Consider the following 17377-nt stretch of genomic DNA (forward strand, 5'->3'; position numbering starts at 1 on the left):
ACACATGCGTAAATTACAACTTAAAAAACTAAATGTGATCACCTTGATCAGTGCTGTTTGTTTCTCTTTTTCTGCGTGGGCTATTAGCCTTGATGACGCAAAGAGCCAAGGCTTAGTGGGTGAAGATAGCTCAGGCTATTTAGGTTTAGTGGTTAATAATAGTGAAGCAAAAGCAGTCGTTGATGAAATTAATGCAAAGCGCAAAGAGCAGTACTTAAAGCTAGCGAAAAAGAATAACCTTTCGTTAGCGCAGGTAGAAGCACTTGCAGCTGCTAAAACTATCGAGAAAACTAAGCCGGGCCACTACATTGAAGTGAACGGTGAGTGGGTAAAAAAATAACTCACTAAGTTAAATTAGAAAAGCCAGCATTGCTGGCTTTTTATCTTTATAACGCCGGCAGGCGTTAGCGTTTATCGATGCAGCTTTGTAATAGCTGCTGCCAAAAGTCGATGCCTTTACGTCTTGCAAGTTTAATGTTGTGCTCTGGGATAGACTCAGGTTCATTGTAGTTATCTAACGCTTCGCTCATACTGGCTTCACGGATCAAATGTAGTGTTGGATAAGGTGCGCGGTTAGTATAGTTTGCAGCATCGCTGTTATCGCTATCGGCAAACACATAGTCAGGATGAAAGTTAGCTATTTGATACTTACCCTCATAACCTTGCGCAGCTAAAAGTGCATTGGCTAAATCGACTAAATCTAAGAACTCTTCAAAATCCTTAAAGCCTTGCTCAAACATCAACAGGGTTGTTTCACGCTGTGCTTGTTGGTCTAACTCGCTACACTGCTCAAGCATATCCATTACCGCATCATCAAGTGTAATAGACTGGCTGATTTGATAATGAATGCAATTGCTTTCAACTTCTTTGCGGGCAAACGGGCAGAAATTGTATTTCACGATTACACTTGATACCCATTCGCGCATTTGTTTTTCTGGGCGATTCATCACTTGCTTTGAAGTCACGTTATTTCTCTATTCTATGTCTCTATTTTACTTTTCTAAGTAAAGCTCAATTAAATTAACCGTTTTACTGATAGCACCTTGATTATTAGCCACGCATTTTGCAGCTTGTTGACCAAGCTTTATGGTCTGTTCTGCATCATTACTCAAAGCGATAAGCGTGTCAGCAAGTTGGTTTTCATCAGTGACAATTTTAGCTCCTTGAGCACTAATAAGCTCAGGGTATATATGGTCAAAGTTATAGGTATGAGGGCCTGCTAATACGCCAACCGAAAACGCTGCTGACTCTAACGGATTATGGCCGCCTCGCTCTATTAAACTACCGCCAATATAGCTGATGTTTGCCACTCCATATAAGCATTGTAGCTCGCCTAACGTATCCGCTAGCACAACTTGCTGGTTGTTATAGTTATCTGCACTGCGACGGCTAAAGCTCATATCTGAGTTTTTTAATATCTCCGCGACTTTATCAAATTGCTCGGGGTGACGCGGAGCAATAATCAAAAGAGCGTTGGGCAAGGCTTTTAACAGCTTTTTATGAGCACTTAAAATAAGCTCATGTTCAACAGGGTGAGTGGAGCCTGCAACCCAGATAAAGCGCTCGTTGTTATACTGATTTTTAAGTGCTGCGACTTTATTTAATTGCTCATCTGACGGCGTGATATCAAATTTAATTGAGCCAAACACGCGAGCCTTTTCAGGTTTTAAACCTAGTTCAATAAAACGTTTGGCATCATCTTGATTATGACTAGCAAGGTCGCTAATTGATTGCATGATCAGCTTAGTCAATGGCATCACCTTTTGATAGCCTTGCTGTGATTTAGCTGAAAGCCGGGCATTTAAAACAAGTACTTTTGTGCCGGTGTTGTTGCTTTGAGCCATAAGGTTAGGCCACAGCTCTGTTTCTAAAATACACAGTACCTTTGGCTTGATACGCTTTAAAAAACGCTGTGTAGAGAAGAAAAAATCAATCGGTAAATAACAGCAGCTAACAGTATCGTTAAAGTTGTTTTTTATTTGCTCGCGGCCAGTTGGGGTATTGCAGGTTACTAAAATCGTAAGCGCAGGGTGTTCGGATTGAACTGCCTTAATAAGCGGGGTTGCTGCTAGCACTTCACCTACAGAGGCACAATGAAAAACAATATCGTGGCGCGATAAATCTGCATAGCCAAAGCGTTCAGCAAAATGCATTCGGTAGCCTTGGTTTTTCTTACCTCGCAAAACATATAAGTAAAAAACAATTAGCGGACTCAAAATGTATAGGAGTAAAGAATATATAATACGCGCCATTGGTTAGCCTATATGAATAAAACCCTATGATAGCGTGGAACATACGCTATCTAAATATAAAATGTTAAATAGGGTTATCTATGAGAGTTTTAAGTGTTTAGTTTCAGGTAATTTGGTAGTATTTCGATTACTTATTAAATAAACGAAGCAGTTATGAAATTTAAAATGATAAAAGCCTCGGTAGTAGGTGCTCTCTTAAGTTGCGCTATGCCTTTATATGCAACACCCACCGCTTATTTACCTGTTGGCATGGACGCACAGCTTGATCATCAATTAGATACTTTGTTTGCACTAACAATTGGCACTCCTATGGCTAAACCATATCGTTTAGCAGAAGTAGAGAAAGCACTTCTTGTACTTGAAAAGGAGGAGCCTGGGTTAGTTGCTGCTATTCGTTCAAAAATAAAGCCATATCAAAGTGATGATGCAGTGACTCGTGTCGGTGTAAAACTACAAGTAGATACGGATAATGCAAAGAAAATAGCGAATCAAAGAGGCCTAAGCTCGGATGAATGGGGGCAAGGTTTTTTTGAAGGTATTTGGCGTGCTAATGATTATACCTTGGTACAAGTGGGTGTAGATTACCGAGCCAAAGCTAATAAATTTGTAAATTATAATTCGTTTATAAGTTTTGCTGGCGAAGATTTACAGTTAAATCTTGGTTATAAAGAACACTGGTTCTCGCCGTTTAAACATTCTGCGCAGATTATTTCTACCAATGCTAAAACAGCACCTTCGATTTCATTGGGTATGGTAAAACCAGCCCACAATTGGTGGAATTTTGATTTTGAGCTTTATTATTCTGAGCTTGAGCATGTCGATAATGGTATTCTTTATCAAAATGAGCTCCATAGCGGCACACCAAAGCTCGCTGGGACGCATTTTAGTATTGAGCCGCTTGATGGTTGGAAGCTGGGCCTTAATCGTATGATGCAGTTTGGTGGGGGCCCCCGCAAAGTCGATGTTGGTGATGTGGTCGATGCATTTTTTGATCCTGCGGGTAATGACAACTCAGGGCTCACTGGTAGTAAAGATAATGAGTTAGGTGACCAATACGTAACAATTACCAGTACGGTGAATTTTAATTGGGGAATGCCAGTTGAACTTTACTTTGAATATGGTGGTGAAGACACAAAAGACCACAAAAACTACCAATTTGGTAATACTGTTAGCAATTTTGGCTTCTTCTTGCCAAAACTGAGTAATACAATGTCGCTTAGGTATGAATATACCAACATGCACAGCCTGTGGTACGTCAATGAGATTTATCCAGTATATGGTAATACAGTGGGTGGTTTTGTAACGGGTCATTATGCGGCTGATCAACGTTATACTGAGTTACATGCGAATGGTGTTGCGAGGGTTTATGCAGATGCGCCACCGACGCAAGTGCACAGCATGGAGTTAACTTATAGTGAAAACTACCGTTCACTTTGGCGCAGTAAGCTCACACTGATAGAAAACGAAAGTAATTACCTAAATGAGTGGGGTCAAACGACCGGAGACTATGAGCGTGCCGTTGAACTGCAATTAAGCAATACACGCCAATTAAACGAGCATACATTAGAGACAACTCTTACCTATGGCGAAGATGTATTTGGCGATAACTATACGTGGTTATCTGTTGCCTATTTTTGGTAAGTAAGCCGTTAATACTTTTTAAGGAATTTATATGTCTAATCTTGATTCTGTAGCGGCAAGCTACCTCGAAAGTTTAAATCGCCATCAAATGTTGTTTGAAACGATGGAGACCTACCACCCAGAAGTGATGCAATTACTTGAAGCATGTCACAGTGCTTTGCAAGCGGGTGGCAAAGTCATTTGGTTTGGTAACGGCGGAAGTGCGGCAGATGCACAGCACTTAGCTGCTGAGTTTGTGGTGCGTTATAAATTAGAGCGCGGTCCACTTGCTTCAATCGCACTGACTACTGATACCTCAATTTTAACAGCGCACAGCAATGACTATCACTTTGATACTGTATTCGAGCGCCAAGTTCAGGCCCTGTGTAAGCCAGATGATTTGGTTATTGGCTTAACTACCTCGGGTACTAGCCCTAATATTAATTTAGCGCTTGCTGCTGCTAATGAAATCGGCGCTTTTACCGTAGCATTAACAGGCCGAGATGGTGGCAAAGTAAAAGACATCGCTAAGTTACCTATTATTATTAAAAATGATGAAACCGCACGTATTCAAGAAGCCCACATGTTCATCGGGCATTGGCTATGTGAAGCCATCGATATGGTTGTAGCGGAGCAAAAGTAATGGATTTAGCGTTACTAAAAAACCTTTCAAAGGCACGTATTTTAGTTGTTGGTGATGTCATGCTAGATAGATACTGGCATGGCGATTCTGGGCGAATTTCACCTGAAGCACCGGTCCCGGTAGTGAAAGTGAGTAAATTTGAAGACAAAGCCGGTGGTGCAGCAAACGTCGCAAAAAATATTGCTCGTTTAGACGGTAAAGTTGGCCTATTAGGTTTAGTCGGTGAAGATGAAAGCGGGCAAATTCTTGAAACCATCTTAAGTTCAGAAAAAATTGATTCGCAACTTGTAAGTGTGTGTGACTTACCGACAATTTCTAAAATGCGTGTTATTAGTCGTCATCAGCAAGTTGTTCGTTTAGACCTTGAAGAAACCTTCACTGAGCAGCACAGTCAATTATTACTTAATCGCCTAGAGCTAGTATTGGATGATTATGACTTTGTGTTGTTCTCTGATTACAACAAAGGCTCACTGAGCTTAATCCAACAAATGGTTCAGGTTGCAAAGAAAGCAGGCAAAACAGTGCTTATTGACCCTAAATCATCAGACTTAAGCTTATACCGTGGTGCTGACTATATTACGCCTAACCTAAATGAGTTTAAGCTTGCTGGTGGTTTGACGGACTCTGAGCAAAACTTGACTGACAGTGCTCGTAAATTAATTAGTGAAGCGGGCATAGCTGCGATGCTATTAACGCGCTCAGAGCATGGTATGTCGTTAATTAGTCAGACAGAAAAACATGATTTTGCAGCCCAACAGCTTGAAGTAAGCGATGTAACCGGTGCCGGCGATACTGTAATTGCGACATTAGCAGTGATGCTAGGCGCTGGTATGGCAGCAAAAGATGCGGTTGAAATTGCCAACCTTGCAGCAGGTATTGCTGTAAGCAAGCTTGGAGCTGCCACTGTTTCGCCTGAAGAACTCAGCCGTAAGCTTGGTCAATATTTACAGCAAACTGGCGAGCATTATCAAACACCGTTTGAAGATGTACTTCAGCATATTGAGTTTGCCAAACAAAATGGTGAAAAAATTGTTTTCACTAATGGCTGTTTTGATATTCTTCATGCAGGTCACGTACGCTATCTTGCACAGGCAAAAGCTCGTGGTGACAGGCTTGTTGTTGGCTTAAATAATGACGAGTCTATCACTCGCTTAAAAGGTCCACAAAGACCAATTAATCCACTCGATGAACGTGCCATGGTTTTAAGTGCGCTGGCGTCTGTTGACTGGGTTATTCCATTTGGTAGCGTTGAAGAGAATGACACGCCAGCTAAGCTCATTGAGCAAATTAGCCCCGATGTACTAGTAAAAGGTGGCGATTACACTGTTGACCAAATTGCCGGAGCTGATCATGTATTACGCCATGGCGGTAAAGTCGAAGTGCTTGAGTTTCTTAATGGTTGCTCAACATCTAACGTAATTAGCAAGATTAAGTCTTAAGCAAAGCTTGGTAGTCGCATATTAGTGACTGCCAATCACTTTGTCGCCAATGCATCTGTTCGTTACGGCCTTGCTCTTTTGCAAATGAACGAGCAAGGCGTTTAATATTCTCTGTTTGCCAGCTAGGGTGCGGCTTTTTGATTTCGCCGCGGTCAAAGTCGATGATAAACACCTTGCCTGTATCATCGAACAAGATGTTATTGATGTTTAAATCTGCGTGGTATACCCCGTGATTGTGAAAATCGCTGAGGGTGGCTGCAATCGCTTTGAGTTCAGACTGGCTTAGTGGGCGCGTGATTAAAATATCTAATACACTTTTTGCGCCTGTCACTGCCTCGGTGATGATATCGCCCCGATAGATAAAGCCGCTGGTTTTAATTTTGGCCCCAATCGGTGTGGGCACATTCAGGCCAAGCTCACGCAAACGCATCATTAGTGTAAATTCTTTATAAACTCGGGTTTGTTTTAAGCCAAAGTATAGGTACTGATCGCTGAGTAACTTACCAACGAGTCCTCCTCGCCAATAGTGGCGCAGAACACCTGTGAGCTGTTGATGTTTAAAAAACCACGCTGTTGCTCGGCCTTTTTTTGCGCCAACTATTTTTTCTTGTTGTTGCCAGTAGCTGGCATCGAACCACTGTTGCGTGAGCTCATCTTTATAGTCAGGGTGACACAAAAGGGTGGTGTTTTGTAGATGCTGAGTTTCGAACATAACAACTTCAAGATTAAATAGAATTAGCGCTATCTTACCGTATTTTTAGCTTTTCGCATAAGTGCTTGCATTAGCATCAAGTTAATTTAAGATCGCATATTATTTGCTGTAGCTAAGGGCGCACGTGACTCAATCAACCTCCTATTCAGATATTTGTATTTTAAGGCTTTCGGCTATTGGTGATGTATGTCACGCAGTATCCGCAGTGCAAGCAATTCAAAAGGCACATCCGAAGGCAAAAATTACCTGGGTGATAGGTAAAGTTGAGGCTATGTTGTTGGCTGATTTACCGGGCGTTGAATTTGTTGTATTTGATAAAAAACAGGGTAAACAGGCCTATCAGCAACTAAAAGATACTTTCAAGGGGCGTAAATTTGATGTGCTCTTACACATGCAAGTAGCACTAAGAGCAAATTTAGCAGCTCGTTGTATTCCGGCAAAAGTCAAAGTAGGGTTTGATTGGGCTCGTTCAAAAGAGTTACATAGTTTATTCATTAATAAGCGTATTGCCCCGCAATCTGAGGCACATGTCCTTGAGGGCTTTAAGGGCTTTGCTCAAGCGATTGGTGTGCCTGACTATACGCCTCACTGGCAAATGCCAATCACAGATGAACATCAACAAGCTGCTGATGCCTTATTGGGTGAAGAACGTTTAGCTGGGCGTATTTTTGTTATCTCACCTGCGGCAAGTAAAAAAGAGCGTAATTGGTTGCCCGAGCGTTATGCGGCACTTGCAGAGCATGCGTATCAGCAAGGTTTTTCGGTGGTTATCACAGGAGGACCAACACCTTTAGAAATAGAGTTGTCTGAACAAATAATTTCGCAAACGAATGCGCCTGTGCTTAACTTAGTAGGTAAAACTAAGCTTAAAGAGTTGTTGTGTGTATTGAAGCGCGCTTCTTTAGTTTTAGCTCCTGATACGGGGCCTGCACACATGGCTGTAACTGTTGGTACACCTGTAATAGGTTTGTATGCCCATTCAAACCCGAAACGTACAGGTCCATACTTGTATCTAGATTACGTGGTTGAGGTGTACCACCAAAACTTACGTGAACAGACAGGCAAAACAGCTCAAGAGCTACCTTGGGGAACACGCGTTAAAGGAGCTGATTTAATGACGCAAATAAGCATTGATGAGGTTATAGCTATGTTTAACCGTGTTGTAGATAAAGAGCAATTGTCATGAGTAAAGTACTGTTTTTAGACCGCGATGGTGTGGTTAATGCTGATCACGGTTATGTATATAAACCGGATGAGTTTGAGTTTTTACCCGGTGTGTTTGATGCGTGCAAAAAGTTTATTGATGCAGGTTATGAAATTGTCATTGTGACTAATCAGTCAGGTATTGGGCGTGGCTACTATTCAGAACAAGACTTTTTAAACCTTACAGACTGGATGAAAGCTGAGTTTATGCGTCATGACGTGCCAATTCTTGATGTGTACTTTTGCCCGCATCATCCGACTAAAGCAGAGCCTGCCTATTTACAGGATTGTCATTGTCGTAAGCCTGCTCCTGGCATGCTGTTACAAGCCATTGAAGAGCATAGTATTACTCCCTCACAAAGTATTATGGTAGGCGATAAGCTGGGCGACTTAATTGCAGCAGAAAGAGCGCAAATCGCGACCCGTGTGCTGGTTCGTTCAGGGCAAAGTTATGCTGAATCAACAGAACAACATGCTGATTACGTATGTGAGTCTTTAGCTGATTTACCTGCTTTAATTTTACAGTCTTAGCAGGTAAGACCAGTTTTATTTCTTTAGCCTCAAGGTTTGCGACGAACTGCAAACAGTGCAATTGTTCGTCTAAGCTTTTACAATAGGCGCAAATTTTACAGTCATGCTAATCATTTCTGGTTAGATACAAGAATATTTGGAGATTACAGATGAGAGCATCTGCGTTTTTTAATCAGCTGCAACAGCAAATCGACGAAGTAAAAGCTGAAGGTTTATACAAAAGTGAACGTGTTATTACATCGCAGCAGCAAGCTCAAATTGAAGTTGCCTCAGGTGATAAGGTAATCAATTTTTGTGCGAACAACTATTTAGGTTTAGCCAATAGCCCTGAGCTGATCAAAGCCGCGCAACAAGGTTTAGATGATCATGGTTTTGGTGTTGCTTCTGTGCGTTTTATTTGTGGTACTCAAGATATTCATAAAACATTAGAGCAAAAGATTTCTGAGTTTTTAGAAACCGAAGATACGATTCTTTACTCATCTTGTTTTGATGCAAACGCTGGTTTATTCGAAACAATTCTCGGCCCAGATGATGCAATTATCTCTGATGCGCTAAACCACGCCTCAATTATTGATGGTGTTCGCCTTTGTAAAGCAAAACGCTTCCGTTACGCTAATAACGACATGAGCGACCTTGAAAAGCAACTTATTGCTGCTGATGAAGCGGGTGCTAAAACAAAACTAATCGCAACTGACGGCGTTTTCTCAATGGACGGTGTGATTTGTAATCTTAAAGCGGTTTGTGACCTTGCTGACAAATACGATGCCTTAGTTATGGTTGATGACTCTCACGCTGTTGGTTTTGTCGGTGAAAATGGTAAAGGTACGCCGGAGTACTGTGGTGTTCTTGACCGTGTTGATATCATCACAGGTACACTTGGTAAAGCACTTGGTGGCGCATCAGGCGGTTACACATCTGGTAAAAAAGAAATTGTAGAGTGGTTACGTCAGCGTTCTCGTCCTTATCTTTTCTCAAACTCACTTGCGCCATCAATTGTTACTGCGTCGATTAAAGTACTTGAAATGCTGAGCAATGGCGGTGAGTTACGCGCAAAACTTTGGGATAACGCAAAATATTTCCGTGAACAAATGGAAGCGGCAGGATTTACCTGTGCAGGTAAAGACCATGCAATTATCCCAGTTATGTTAGGCGATGCAAAAGTCGCTTCTATGATGGCAGACAAATTACTTGCCGAAGGTATTTATGTAACAGGTTTCTCATTCCCTGTTGTACCTAAAGGCCAAGCACGTATCCGTACGCAGATCTCTGCGGCGCATACAAAAGAGCAATTAGATACCGCTATTGCTGCTTTTACCCGTATTGGTAAAGAAATGGGTGTTATCTAATTTTATTTCCTAAACCGAAGCTTTTGCTTCGGTTTTGTTTAATTGAGTGTAAATCATGAAAGCATTATCTAAATTAAAAGCAGAACCAGGGATCTGGATGACTGATGCGCCAAAGCCTGAAGTTGGCCATAACGATCTGCTTATTAAAATCCGCAAAACAGCAATTTGTGGAACAGATGTCCATATTTATAAATGGGATGAGTGGGCACAAAATACAATTCCAACTCCTATGGTTGTTGGCCACGAGTATGTTGGTGAAGTAATTGATATGGGTCAGGAAGTACGTGGTTTCCAAGTAGGTGACCGTGTCTCTGGCGAAGGCCATATTACTTGTGGTCATTGCCGCAACTGCCGTGCTGGTCGTGTGCATTTATGTCGCAATACAACTGGTGTTGGTGTTAATCGTGAAGGCGCATTTGCAGAATACCTTGTGATCCCTGCTTTTAATGCATTTAAAATTCCAGATAATATCTCAGATGAATTAGCCTCAATTTTTGACCCATTTGGTAATGCAGTTCACACCGCATTGTCGTTTGATTTAGTGGGTGAAGATGTATTAATTACAGGTGCAGGCCCAATTGGTATCATGGCAGCTGCGGTTGCTAAACATGTTGGTGCGCGTCATGTAGTTATCACAGACGTAAACGAATACCGCCTAGATTTAGCACGTAAAATGGGTGCGACTCGTGCAGTAAATGTAGCAAATGAAAAGCTTGAAGATGTAATGAAAGAGCTTGGCATGACAGAAGGCTTTGATATTGGTCTTGAAATGTCAGGCGTACCCGTTGCATTTAATAGCATGCTAAATAACATGAACCACGGCGGAAAAATCGCTATGCTAGGTATTCCACCTTCAGATATGGCGGTTGATTGGAACCAAGTTATTTTTAAAGGCCTTATCATTAAAGGTATTTATGGTCGCGAAATGTTTGAAACTTGGTATAAGATGGCGAGTCTAATTCAGTCTGGTCTTGATCTTAACCCAATTATCACGCATCAATTTTCGGTAGATGACTTCCAAAAAGGTTTTGATACAATGATTTCAGGCCAGTCTGGTAAAGTTATCCTGAATTGGGATTAAATGAAGGTCTAAAAGCCTCAAAATTAAGGCGGCTTTAGGCCGCCTTTTTAGTTTAGAGAGTATTATGTCGTATAAACATATTTCAGTTAGCGAAACCTTTTCGCTGTTAGACAAAGACGATGTCGTGATTGCCGATATTCGCGATCCGAATTCATTTCAAAGCGGACATATTCCAGGCGCTGAGCATTTATCGAATGCAAATATCAGCGAGTTTATGATGAACAAAGAGTTTGATCAGCCAATCATCATCGTTTGTTATCATGGCGTAAGTTCTCAAGGTGCTGCGAGCTATTTAGTTGAACAAGGCTTTGAAGATGTTTACAGCATGGATGGTGGCTTTACTGCGTGGCAAACGCAACTTCCGGAGCATATAGAACGATGATTGAACTGGGCAGCATTAATAATCCGCGCGCCGCACAAGGCTTTATTGACTACATTAAAAGTAAAGGATTACAGGGTGAACTGCGCTCGCAAGATGGACAAACTGTGATTATTTGTGTTGCTCCAGAGCATTTTCATCAAGCTCAACCTTTATGGCAAGAGTTTGCTGAAAATCCCAACGATGAAAAGTACTTACAAGCTTCATGGCAGGTAGGAAGTACACAATCGCCGTTGTCATATCAAGGCCAATCACTTGATTTAAAAGCGCGATTTAAGGCTTTAAGTTGGCTTAATCGTACCGTAACCTTAGTATCTATAGTCATCTTTGTTGCTTTTCTGATGGGTGGCTTTGAAACTATTTATGGCATGCTCCAATTTAACCCTGCCAAGCCACTTACTTGGCTTACCCCTGCCATTGTGCATTTTAGCTCTATCCATCTTATTTTTAATTTGATCTGGTGGATGACGCTGGGTAACGATATTGAAAAGCGCAGCGGTAAATTAACCTTAGTAGGGTTATTTTTAGTTACGGCGTTTATTAGTAATTGGGCACAATTTATAGTTGTAGGCCCTAATTTTGGTGGATTAAGTGGCGTTGTTTATGGTTTGCTTGGGTTTTGCTGGATTTATAGTGCAATGCGCCCTAACGAACCACCTTTAGTCAGCAATAGTATTGTTGGTTTTATGTTGGTTTGGCTTATTCTAGGCTTTGTAGATATGTTGCCAGTGAGTATGGCGAATTGGGCTCACTTAGCAGGTTTGCTGGCTGGTATGGCATATGCGGTGTCTGATAAGCTGCTTACACGTAAATAAAAAAGGCGGTTAAACCGCCTTTTTTATTAAACAAACTATTAATGGTACAAATACTTAGTAAATAACACTTCTCTGACAATTTCTTGGCCAGTTTCTTGTTTAAGTAGTGACTTTAATTTTGTAGTACAGCGTTTTCTGATTTCTTCTCGACCAGTAAGCGATTTAATGTTTTCTTCAGGCTCTTTTGAGAGTATTTCAACAATCGCATCACGCAGTAGAGGGGTGTGATGTTCAACAACGCTGATATCGGCTGTATCATTTAGCATAAGGTCAACGGTAATGCGCACGTAGCCTAGCTTCTTATTACCTTGGCCTATGTAGTTGGTGATGATATCAGGCTCAAAACCAAAGTAGCCAACTTTTGACTCAGCCTGTGCAGACAGACTGGTCATTGCGCCAATTAGTAGCATACTGACTAAGTAAATTGATAACACTGATGTTTTCATAATTAAAAATATTCCACCCTTTCAATGGTTTTAGTCTATACCCAAATTCGCTTGAGATACAGGCTGTTCTGTGATTTTTAACCGTGCTTGAGATTAAATCATGACTTTTGCCAAACGTGCAGCAGTGATATCATTTGCACGGTTTTTAAAAATAATGAGTCGTTGTGATCACATTCCCAGTTTCATTAGCTGCAAATTGGCAGCCTGCTTCAGCATTTCCAGATTTGACGCAACAACAGCAAGGTTGGCTGCTTGAAGCCGGTTCATTAACAGCTAAGCTCAAAAGTCACTGTCAGGCTTTTTCAGTTGAGGTACTAAACGAAGCGCCTTTTGATTTAACTGCCGAGCAACAAGCGCTACTAAATACCTCTTTAAGTCAGGCATTAAACCGCGAGGTGCTATTATTGTGCGATGGTAAACCTATGGTTTATGCGCAGAGTTGGTTACCAGCAGACGATACTTTAAAGAAACAGCAGTTGTTAAATATGGGGACGAGGCCGCTTGGCGATGTTATTTTTCAAGACCCCAGCTTGCAGCGAACAGAAATCGAGGTGGCTGAATTTTCTCAGCAGCATGCTATTCAAGCGTTAACAGCTCACCTTGGCTTACCGTCAAATTCATTGTGGGGCCGACGCAGCGTGTTCGCATTATCAAATGCTCACTTTCTTGTGGCTGAAGTGTTCTTACCTGAGGCATATATCTACTTATGAAATTAGCTGCATTACATCGCGCAAACATTCCTTATTACAAACAACTGATGCGAACGGATAAGCCAATCGGTACTTTGTTGCTATTGTGGCCAACATATTGGGCTTTATGGCTTGCTAATCAAGGCACGCCTAGTTTGTTAAATTTTGTAGTGTTTAGCTTAGGTGTCTTTGTGATGCGAAGTGCAGGTTGTGTGATCAATGACTTTGCCGATCGTAAAATCGATGGTTCAGTAAAGCGAACTGCTCAGCGCCCTCTGGCTGCAGGACTGGTTTCTAGTGCAGAGGCAATGAGTTTGTTTGTGTTACTTATTGCAGTGGCGTTCGGATTGGTTATGTTACTTAGCTGGTCAACTATTTTGCTTTCATTTGGTGCTTTAGCACTGGCGTTTTGTTACCCATTTATGAAGCGTTATACCCAATTACCGCAAGTAGTGCTTGGTGCTGCATTTAGTTGGGCAATTCCGATGGCCTATATGGCATCAATTGGTTCAGTACCATTAGAAGCCTGGCTACTATTTACCGCTAATCTTGTTTGGACTGTGGCTTATGACACCATGTATGCCATGGTTGATAGAGATGACGATTTAAAAATAGGGGTTAAGTCAACGGCAATCTTGTTTGCCAGCTATGACAGACACATCATCTTTTTACTCAATGCCTTATTTATCGCGATTCTTGTTTTCATCGGCATGAGTAACCATCTTGGCTTGCCTTATTGGTTGGGTTTAGCGGCAGCGGTTGGGTTTTTACTTTATCAACAAATGCTTATTGATAAACGAGAGCGAGACCCTTGCTTCAAAGCATTTTTGAATAATCACTATGTGGGGTTAGTGATTTTTATCGGATTAGCAGCATCCTTGCCACTGCCATTTTAATTATCTAGGTGGGTCGATAATACCGCTGATCGAGGCATTTTTTCTGAACCAACCCGCAATAGAGTAGCGAACATCATTTGCGGGTAATACCTCATGCATAAAGCGTTCGCTTTCAAACATTACCAGCATGCCAGCTTGAGGTTTTACGACAATCTCAATATCTTTACTTTTCGGCTTGTAAATCACCAACTCACCGCCAGATTCTGGCGTATTTAAGTAACAAACTGTTGTGAAAATACGGTTCGAACGGCCTTTGAAGGCATCATAGTGCTTTTTATAAAAGTCACCCTGTTGATACTTTGCATAATGGCATTCGTAGTCAAATAACCCTAAATAAAAACTACGATTTAACTGCGTTTTTATCGCTTCCATGGTCGCCAGATAAGTAATTTGTGCTTGGCTTGAACTATCAAACCAAAAGGTCTTATCTTTACGGACATTTTTATCAATTTGTTGGTCGTTTAAACGACCAATACCCGCTGTGTGAAAATGCGGATTTATACGATAGCAGTCGGCGATTAAATCATTGATTAATGTTTCATCAATCGCGTTTTCAACAATAGCATAACCAGCTTGTTCAATTGCATCTAAATAAGTGTCAGAAATCAGCTGAGCGTTCATTTATATACACAATAAAAAAAAGGTGCGTAAGTGTATCTGAAAAATAATGCGATGCACGCTTTTTATGCAATAAATAAGTGATTAGTAAAAGACGGGAGAAGCTAGCCTGTTTAATTCAGGCTAGCAGAAATAAGAGACGACTAATGCTGGCTTGCTAAGGCCATTTTTTCAATAAGATCAAGCAAGTGACTTACATGAGAGTTGTCGTTAATTTTTTGATTTGTTTGTATAACAAGTTGCTCTTGAGCAACACCTTTGTTGGTTTTTAAAAGCTGCAAGGCCGGATCAGAAGCAACATTGTTCGCGTGTTCAATGCTAGCTATTGCAATATGGTTCGATCGTTTTAGTCCTTCCATAACTTGTTCAATACTACCTACTTTAACACTGGCTGACTTATCGAATGAATCAATGGCGTCGTTTAGCATCTGTTGTACTTGTTTCGATTGTGAAAAGCAGCTGTACATAGGGTAGTCGGCAAAATCGCGTTTGCTGATATCACTCTTATTCGCTAATGGATGATCTTTAGCAACAAATAAAATCAGTTGGTCAGGTAAATGGATATCGCTTCCTATACTATTCATTGCTTGCGAACAAACACTAATATCAATTTCACCAAGCTGTAGCTTACGCATTAGCTCGCTTTGCTCTTGTAGTTGCATCTCGATTTTTACATGAGGATACTGCGCTAAAAATTGCCCGCAAGATACAGGAACGACAGCACTGGCTTTATTAGTGTAACCAATAACAAGCTTTTCGCTTGCGCAGCCATTTAGTGATTCGAAAAGATGTTGTTTTGTTTCTTCTAGATTGTCGAGGGTTTGTTGCGCATATTCTAAGAAAATTTCACCTTCTTTGGTTAACTTAACGGAGCGGGTTGAGCGAGTTACCAGCTCATAACCAATTTCGTCTTCAAGAGTTTGAATACTCCGGGTTAACGCTGAAGTGCTTATTTGTGTTTTTTCAGCAGCTTGGCGAAAATGCCTTAATACGCCTAATGCTACAAACTGTTCAAGTTGTTCAAATCTCACTTTATATAGTCCCTTGTTATAAGTAAGCCCTACATCCAGGCAATATAATTATAATCTACAGTGGCATAGTAAATTATAGTACCTGTTTTGGGAAGTTCGTTTTACAGAAAAGTTACATCTAGTCAGGGTAACGATCTTTAATCTCAAGGAAAAGTGGTAAATTTTCAAGTAACAAGTCAACAAGATTTGGATCAAAATGTTTCGAACGTTGCTCTTTTATCAATGACAGTGCTTCATCTAAGGGCCAAGCAAGCTTGTAGCAACGGTCGCTACATAGCGCATCAAACACATCGGCAAGGGCGGTTATGCGACCAACAATGTTGATTTCATTGCCAATTAAACCTTGCGGATAACCTGAACCATCCCATTTTTCGTGATGCTGATATGAAATCAAAGCGCCGCAAGTCAGAATTTCGTTACTTGAATTTTTTAAAATTTCGTAACCCACTTCTGCATGAGTTTGCATTATTTTCCATTCTTCATCAGTTAATTTACCTGGCTTATTTAAGATGCTATCAGGAATACTAATTTTACCAATGTCATGTAGTGGTGAAGCGAGCTTGATAATTTCACATTGAAATGGACTGAGTTGTGATAGTTTTGCAAGTAATTCACTATATAAAGCAACGCGCTTAACATGGGAGCCTGTTTCTTTAGAGCGTTTTTCAACGGCTTCACCTAAAATGTAAGACAACTCTTTTTGTGATTCTTTAACCATTTCTCTAAGCTTAAGGTTGTCGTAGGCTAGGGCAATATTGTTCGCGTAAAACTCTAATAGTTGATGATCGGTTGTTTGCAGTTTACTTCCTTTATGAACATATAACATGGTCTCAAGGCCTGCTTTTGTCGGAAAGTAACCAATATAGTCGGTGCTCGTTTTTAATGATGATTTACGCTCATGGGCGTCAATAAATAAACTTTTCACCTCATCTGGAATAGTATTTTGATTCGGCGTTGGCCCAACTCCCGACGCGGCTAATAGTTGAAAATCTTTCGCCGGTGAGGACTGAAAATTAACTGCTGCAGCGCAATAGATTTGTGCGTCATTAATTCCCATTACATTCGTGACGTGACTTAAAATAGTGGATGCAAATTCGTTAACACTATCGCATTTTAAGAAATTAGCAGACGCATTAATAATTTGCTCTAGGCCACTTTTATGGCGATCAATAATTTGTATATCGCGATGCCCTCTGAGTGCAGAATAAAGAAGCGTCTTAATTTTTATAGCCGTTAGTTCGGTTTTATTCTTGTAATCGTTTATATCATAATCACGGATAATCGACTCTTCAGGTGCCTCTCCAGGCTGACCTGTACGCAGAATTAAGCGAATATCATGGTTTTCTATTTCATCGCGAATGTATTGAATAAGCTCAAGACCTGCATGGTTTGTTTCCATGACAACATCGACAAGCGCGACTGAAAAAGGAATATTTTGCTTTAATAACTCTTTTGCTTCGGCTGCTGAATAGGCGTCATAAAAGCGCAGACCTTTATTTTCGAAAGTGAAGCCAGCTAGCACTAATTTCGTAACTTGGTGAATATCTTCTTCATCGTCAACAACAAGAATATGCCAACATTCTGATTCATCAATAGGAACGTTATTTTCTTCTAGCTGCTCATCAGAAAATAAAAAATCTTCCACAAACACACCACTTATTGTTGCATCTCGTAAC

Annotated in this window: 19 protein-coding genes; 12 read left to right on the forward strand and 7 right to left on the reverse strand. The window is 40.9% G+C overall.

Going from position 1 to position 17377, the window contains the following annotated elements:
- The first annotated feature begins 4 nt into the window (after positions 1 to 4).
- The gene (locus NH454_RS03835) at positions 5 to 340 is read left to right on the forward strand and encodes a YdbL family protein (RefSeq protein ID WP_135926091.1); all 336 of its coding nucleotides are present in this window, start codon (positions 5 to 7) and stop codon (positions 338 to 340) included.
- 64 nt (positions 341 to 404) lie between these two features.
- On the opposite strand, the gene NH454_RS03840 is transcribed toward NH454_RS03835, so the two are convergent.
- Together NH454_RS03840 and waaA are read right to left on the reverse strand one after the other, a co-directional pair.
- Positions 405 to 947, reverse strand: a complete 543-nt coding sequence (locus NH454_RS03840) for a DUF1415 domain-containing protein (RefSeq protein WP_253038351.1) — start codon at positions 945 to 947, stop codon at positions 405 to 407.
- A gap of 45 nt (positions 948 to 992) precedes the next feature.
- Entirely contained in the window at positions 993 to 2252 is a 1260-nt protein-coding gene (gene waaA, locus NH454_RS03845; RefSeq protein WP_253038265.1) for a lipid IV(A) 3-deoxy-D-manno-octulosonic acid transferase, read from the reverse strand.
- A 153-nt stretch (positions 2253 to 2405) separates the two neighbouring features.
- Between waaA and NH454_RS03850 the strand changes: the two genes are divergently transcribed.
- Genes NH454_RS03850 through hldE form a run of 3 tightly spaced genes read left to right on the forward strand, consistent with a single transcriptional unit; the run spans position 2406 to position 5954 of the window.
- Positions 2406 to 3893: a capsule assembly Wzi family protein gene (locus NH454_RS03850; protein WP_253038266.1), complete on the forward strand. Its 1488-nt coding sequence runs from the start codon at positions 2406 to 2408 to the stop codon at positions 3891 to 3893.
- Positions 3894 to 3924: 31 nt separating this feature from the next.
- Entirely contained in the window at positions 3925 to 4515 is a 591-nt protein-coding gene (locus NH454_RS03855) for an SIS domain-containing protein (protein ID WP_135926088.1), read from the forward strand.
- Positions 4515 to 5954, forward strand: coding sequence for a bifunctional D-glycero-beta-D-manno-heptose-7-phosphate kinase/D-glycero-beta-D-manno-heptose 1-phosphate adenylyltransferase HldE (gene hldE / locus NH454_RS03860; RefSeq protein ID WP_199526333.1), 1440 nt, complete (start codon positions 4515 to 4517; stop codon positions 5952 to 5954). Before NH454_RS03855 ends, hldE begins: the two co-directional genes overlap by 1 nt.
- Here hldE and NH454_RS03865 read toward each other — a convergent pair.
- Entirely contained in the window at positions 5944 to 6666 is a 723-nt protein-coding gene (locus NH454_RS03865) for a 3-deoxy-D-manno-octulosonic acid kinase (protein WP_253038267.1), read from the reverse strand. The genes hldE and NH454_RS03865 overlap by 11 nt on opposite strands.
- Positions 6667 to 6790: 124 nt before the next feature.
- Here NH454_RS03865 and NH454_RS03870 point away from each other — a divergent pair, with 124 nt between their 5' ends.
- From NH454_RS03870 to glpG, 6 genes are all read left to right on the forward strand, one after another.
- Positions 6791 to 7852 (forward strand): glycosyltransferase family 9 protein, encoded by a 1062-nt coding sequence (locus NH454_RS03870; RefSeq protein ID WP_253038268.1) that lies wholly within the window; start codon positions 6791 to 6793, stop codon positions 7850 to 7852.
- Complete coding sequence (gene gmhB / locus NH454_RS03875; RefSeq protein ID WP_138557234.1) at positions 7849 to 8400, forward strand: D-glycero-beta-D-manno-heptose 1,7-bisphosphate 7-phosphatase; 552 nt, start codon at positions 7849 to 7851, stop codon at positions 8398 to 8400. The genes NH454_RS03870 and gmhB overlap by 4 nt, the downstream gene beginning before the upstream one ends.
- A gap of 149 nt (positions 8401 to 8549) precedes the next feature.
- Positions 8550 to 9746 (forward strand): glycine C-acetyltransferase, encoded by a 1197-nt coding sequence (locus NH454_RS03880; RefSeq protein WP_135926083.1) that lies wholly within the window; start codon positions 8550 to 8552, stop codon positions 9744 to 9746.
- A gap of 55 nt (positions 9747 to 9801) precedes the next feature.
- The gene (tdh, locus tag NH454_RS03885; protein ID WP_135926082.1) at positions 9802 to 10827 is read left to right on the forward strand and encodes an L-threonine 3-dehydrogenase; all 1026 of its coding nucleotides are present in this window, start codon (positions 9802 to 9804) and stop codon (positions 10825 to 10827) included.
- Between the two features lie 64 nt (positions 10828 to 10891).
- Positions 10892 to 11209 (forward strand): thiosulfate sulfurtransferase GlpE, encoded by a 318-nt coding sequence (glpE, locus tag NH454_RS03890; protein ID WP_199526330.1) that lies wholly within the window; start codon positions 10892 to 10894, stop codon positions 11207 to 11209.
- Positions 11206 to 12021 carry a rhomboid family intramembrane serine protease GlpG gene (glpG, locus tag NH454_RS03895; RefSeq protein WP_135926080.1) on the forward strand — a complete coding sequence of 272 codons (816 nt, stop codon included), beginning with the start codon at positions 11206 to 11208 and terminating at the stop codon, positions 12019 to 12021. Before glpE ends, glpG begins: the two co-directional genes overlap by 4 nt.
- A 38-nt stretch (positions 12022 to 12059) precedes the next feature.
- Here glpG and NH454_RS03900 read toward each other — a convergent pair whose 3' ends face one another.
- Complete coding sequence (locus NH454_RS03900; RefSeq protein WP_249930199.1) at positions 12060 to 12431, reverse strand: flagellar basal body-associated protein FliL; 372 nt, start codon at positions 12429 to 12431, stop codon at positions 12060 to 12062.
- A 200-nt stretch (positions 12432 to 12631) separates the two neighbouring features.
- Here NH454_RS03900 and NH454_RS03905 point away from each other — a divergent pair, with 200 nt between their 5' ends.
- Positions 12632 to 13177 (forward strand): chorismate lyase, encoded by a 546-nt coding sequence (locus NH454_RS03905; protein WP_135926078.1) that lies wholly within the window; start codon positions 12632 to 12634, stop codon positions 13175 to 13177.
- Positions 13174 to 14052, forward strand: a complete 879-nt coding sequence (ubiA, locus tag NH454_RS03910) for a 4-hydroxybenzoate octaprenyltransferase (protein ID WP_253038269.1) — start codon at positions 13174 to 13176, stop codon at positions 14050 to 14052. The genes NH454_RS03905 and ubiA overlap by 4 nt, the downstream gene beginning before the upstream one ends.
- Here ubiA and NH454_RS03915 read toward each other — a convergent pair whose 3' ends face one another.
- The 3 genes from NH454_RS03915 to NH454_RS03925 all read right to left on the reverse strand — a co-directional run bounded on the left by NH454_RS03915 (position 14053) and on the right by NH454_RS03925 (position 17346).
- Complete coding sequence (locus tag NH454_RS03915) at positions 14053 to 14673, reverse strand: 2OG-Fe(II) oxygenase (protein ID WP_135926076.1); 621 nt, start codon at positions 14671 to 14673, stop codon at positions 14053 to 14055.
- 140 nt (positions 14674 to 14813) lie between these two features.
- Positions 14814 to 15701 carry a LysR family transcriptional regulator gene (locus NH454_RS03920; RefSeq protein WP_135926075.1) on the reverse strand — a complete coding sequence of 296 codons (888 nt, stop codon included), beginning with the start codon at positions 15699 to 15701 and terminating at the stop codon, positions 14814 to 14816.
- Positions 15702 to 15819: 118 nt separating this feature from the next.
- Entirely contained in the window at positions 15820 to 17346 is a 1527-nt protein-coding gene (locus tag NH454_RS03925; protein ID WP_135926074.1) for a DUF3369 domain-containing protein, read from the reverse strand.
- Positions 17347 to 17377: the final 31 nt, after the last annotated feature.

It is taken from the genome of Pseudoalteromonas sp. Ps84H-4, assembly GCF_024124645.1.
In the GTDB taxonomy this organism is placed as follows: Bacteria; Pseudomonadota; Gammaproteobacteria; order Enterobacterales; family Alteromonadaceae; genus Pseudoalteromonas; species Pseudoalteromonas lipolytica_C.

What these genes read in the sequence shown, in the direction of transcription:
- NH454_RS03835 (WP_135926091.1), top strand. Translation starts at nt 5, where the DNA reads ATGCGTAAATTACAACTTAAAAAACTAAATGTGATCACCTTGATCAGT.
- NH454_RS03840 (WP_253038351.1), bottom strand. Translation starts at nt 947, where the DNA reads ATGAATCGCCCAGAAAAACAAATGCGCGAATGGGTATCAAGTGTAATC.
- waaA (WP_253038265.1), bottom strand. Translation starts at nt 2,252, where the DNA reads ATGGCGCGTATTATATATTCTTTACTCCTATACATTTTGAGTCCGCTA.
- NH454_RS03850 (WP_253038266.1), top strand. Translation starts at nt 2,406, where the DNA reads ATGAAATTTAAAATGATAAAAGCCTCGGTAGTAGGTGCTCTCTTAAGT.
- NH454_RS03855 (WP_135926088.1), top strand. Translation starts at nt 3,925, where the DNA reads ATGTCTAATCTTGATTCTGTAGCGGCAAGCTACCTCGAAAGTTTAAAT.
- hldE (WP_199526333.1), top strand. Translation starts at nt 4,515, where the DNA reads ATGGATTTAGCGTTACTAAAAAACCTTTCAAAGGCACGTATTTTAGTT.
- NH454_RS03865 (WP_253038267.1), bottom strand. Translation starts at nt 6,666, where the DNA reads ATGTTCGAAACTCAGCATCTACAAAACACCACCCTTTTGTGTCACCCT.
- gmhB (WP_138557234.1), top strand. Translation starts at nt 7,849, where the DNA reads ATGAGTAAAGTACTGTTTTTAGACCGCGATGGTGTGGTTAATGCTGAT.
- NH454_RS03880 (WP_135926083.1), top strand. Translation starts at nt 8,550, where the DNA reads ATGAGAGCATCTGCGTTTTTTAATCAGCTGCAACAGCAAATCGACGAA.
- tdh (WP_135926082.1), top strand. Translation starts at nt 9,802, where the DNA reads ATGAAAGCATTATCTAAATTAAAAGCAGAACCAGGGATCTGGATGACT.
- glpE (WP_199526330.1), top strand. Translation starts at nt 10,892, where the DNA reads ATGTCGTATAAACATATTTCAGTTAGCGAAACCTTTTCGCTGTTAGAC.
- glpG (WP_135926080.1), top strand. Translation starts at nt 11,206, where the DNA reads ATGATTGAACTGGGCAGCATTAATAATCCGCGCGCCGCACAAGGCTTT.
- NH454_RS03900 (WP_249930199.1), bottom strand. Translation starts at nt 12,431, where the DNA reads ATGCTACTAATTGGCGCAATGACCAGTCTGTCTGCACAGGCTGAGTCA.
- ubiA (WP_253038269.1), top strand. Translation starts at nt 13,174, where the DNA reads ATGAAATTAGCTGCATTACATCGCGCAAACATTCCTTATTACAAACAA.
- NH454_RS03915 (WP_135926076.1), bottom strand. Translation starts at nt 14,673, where the DNA reads ATGAACGCTCAGCTGATTTCTGACACTTATTTAGATGCAATTGAACAA.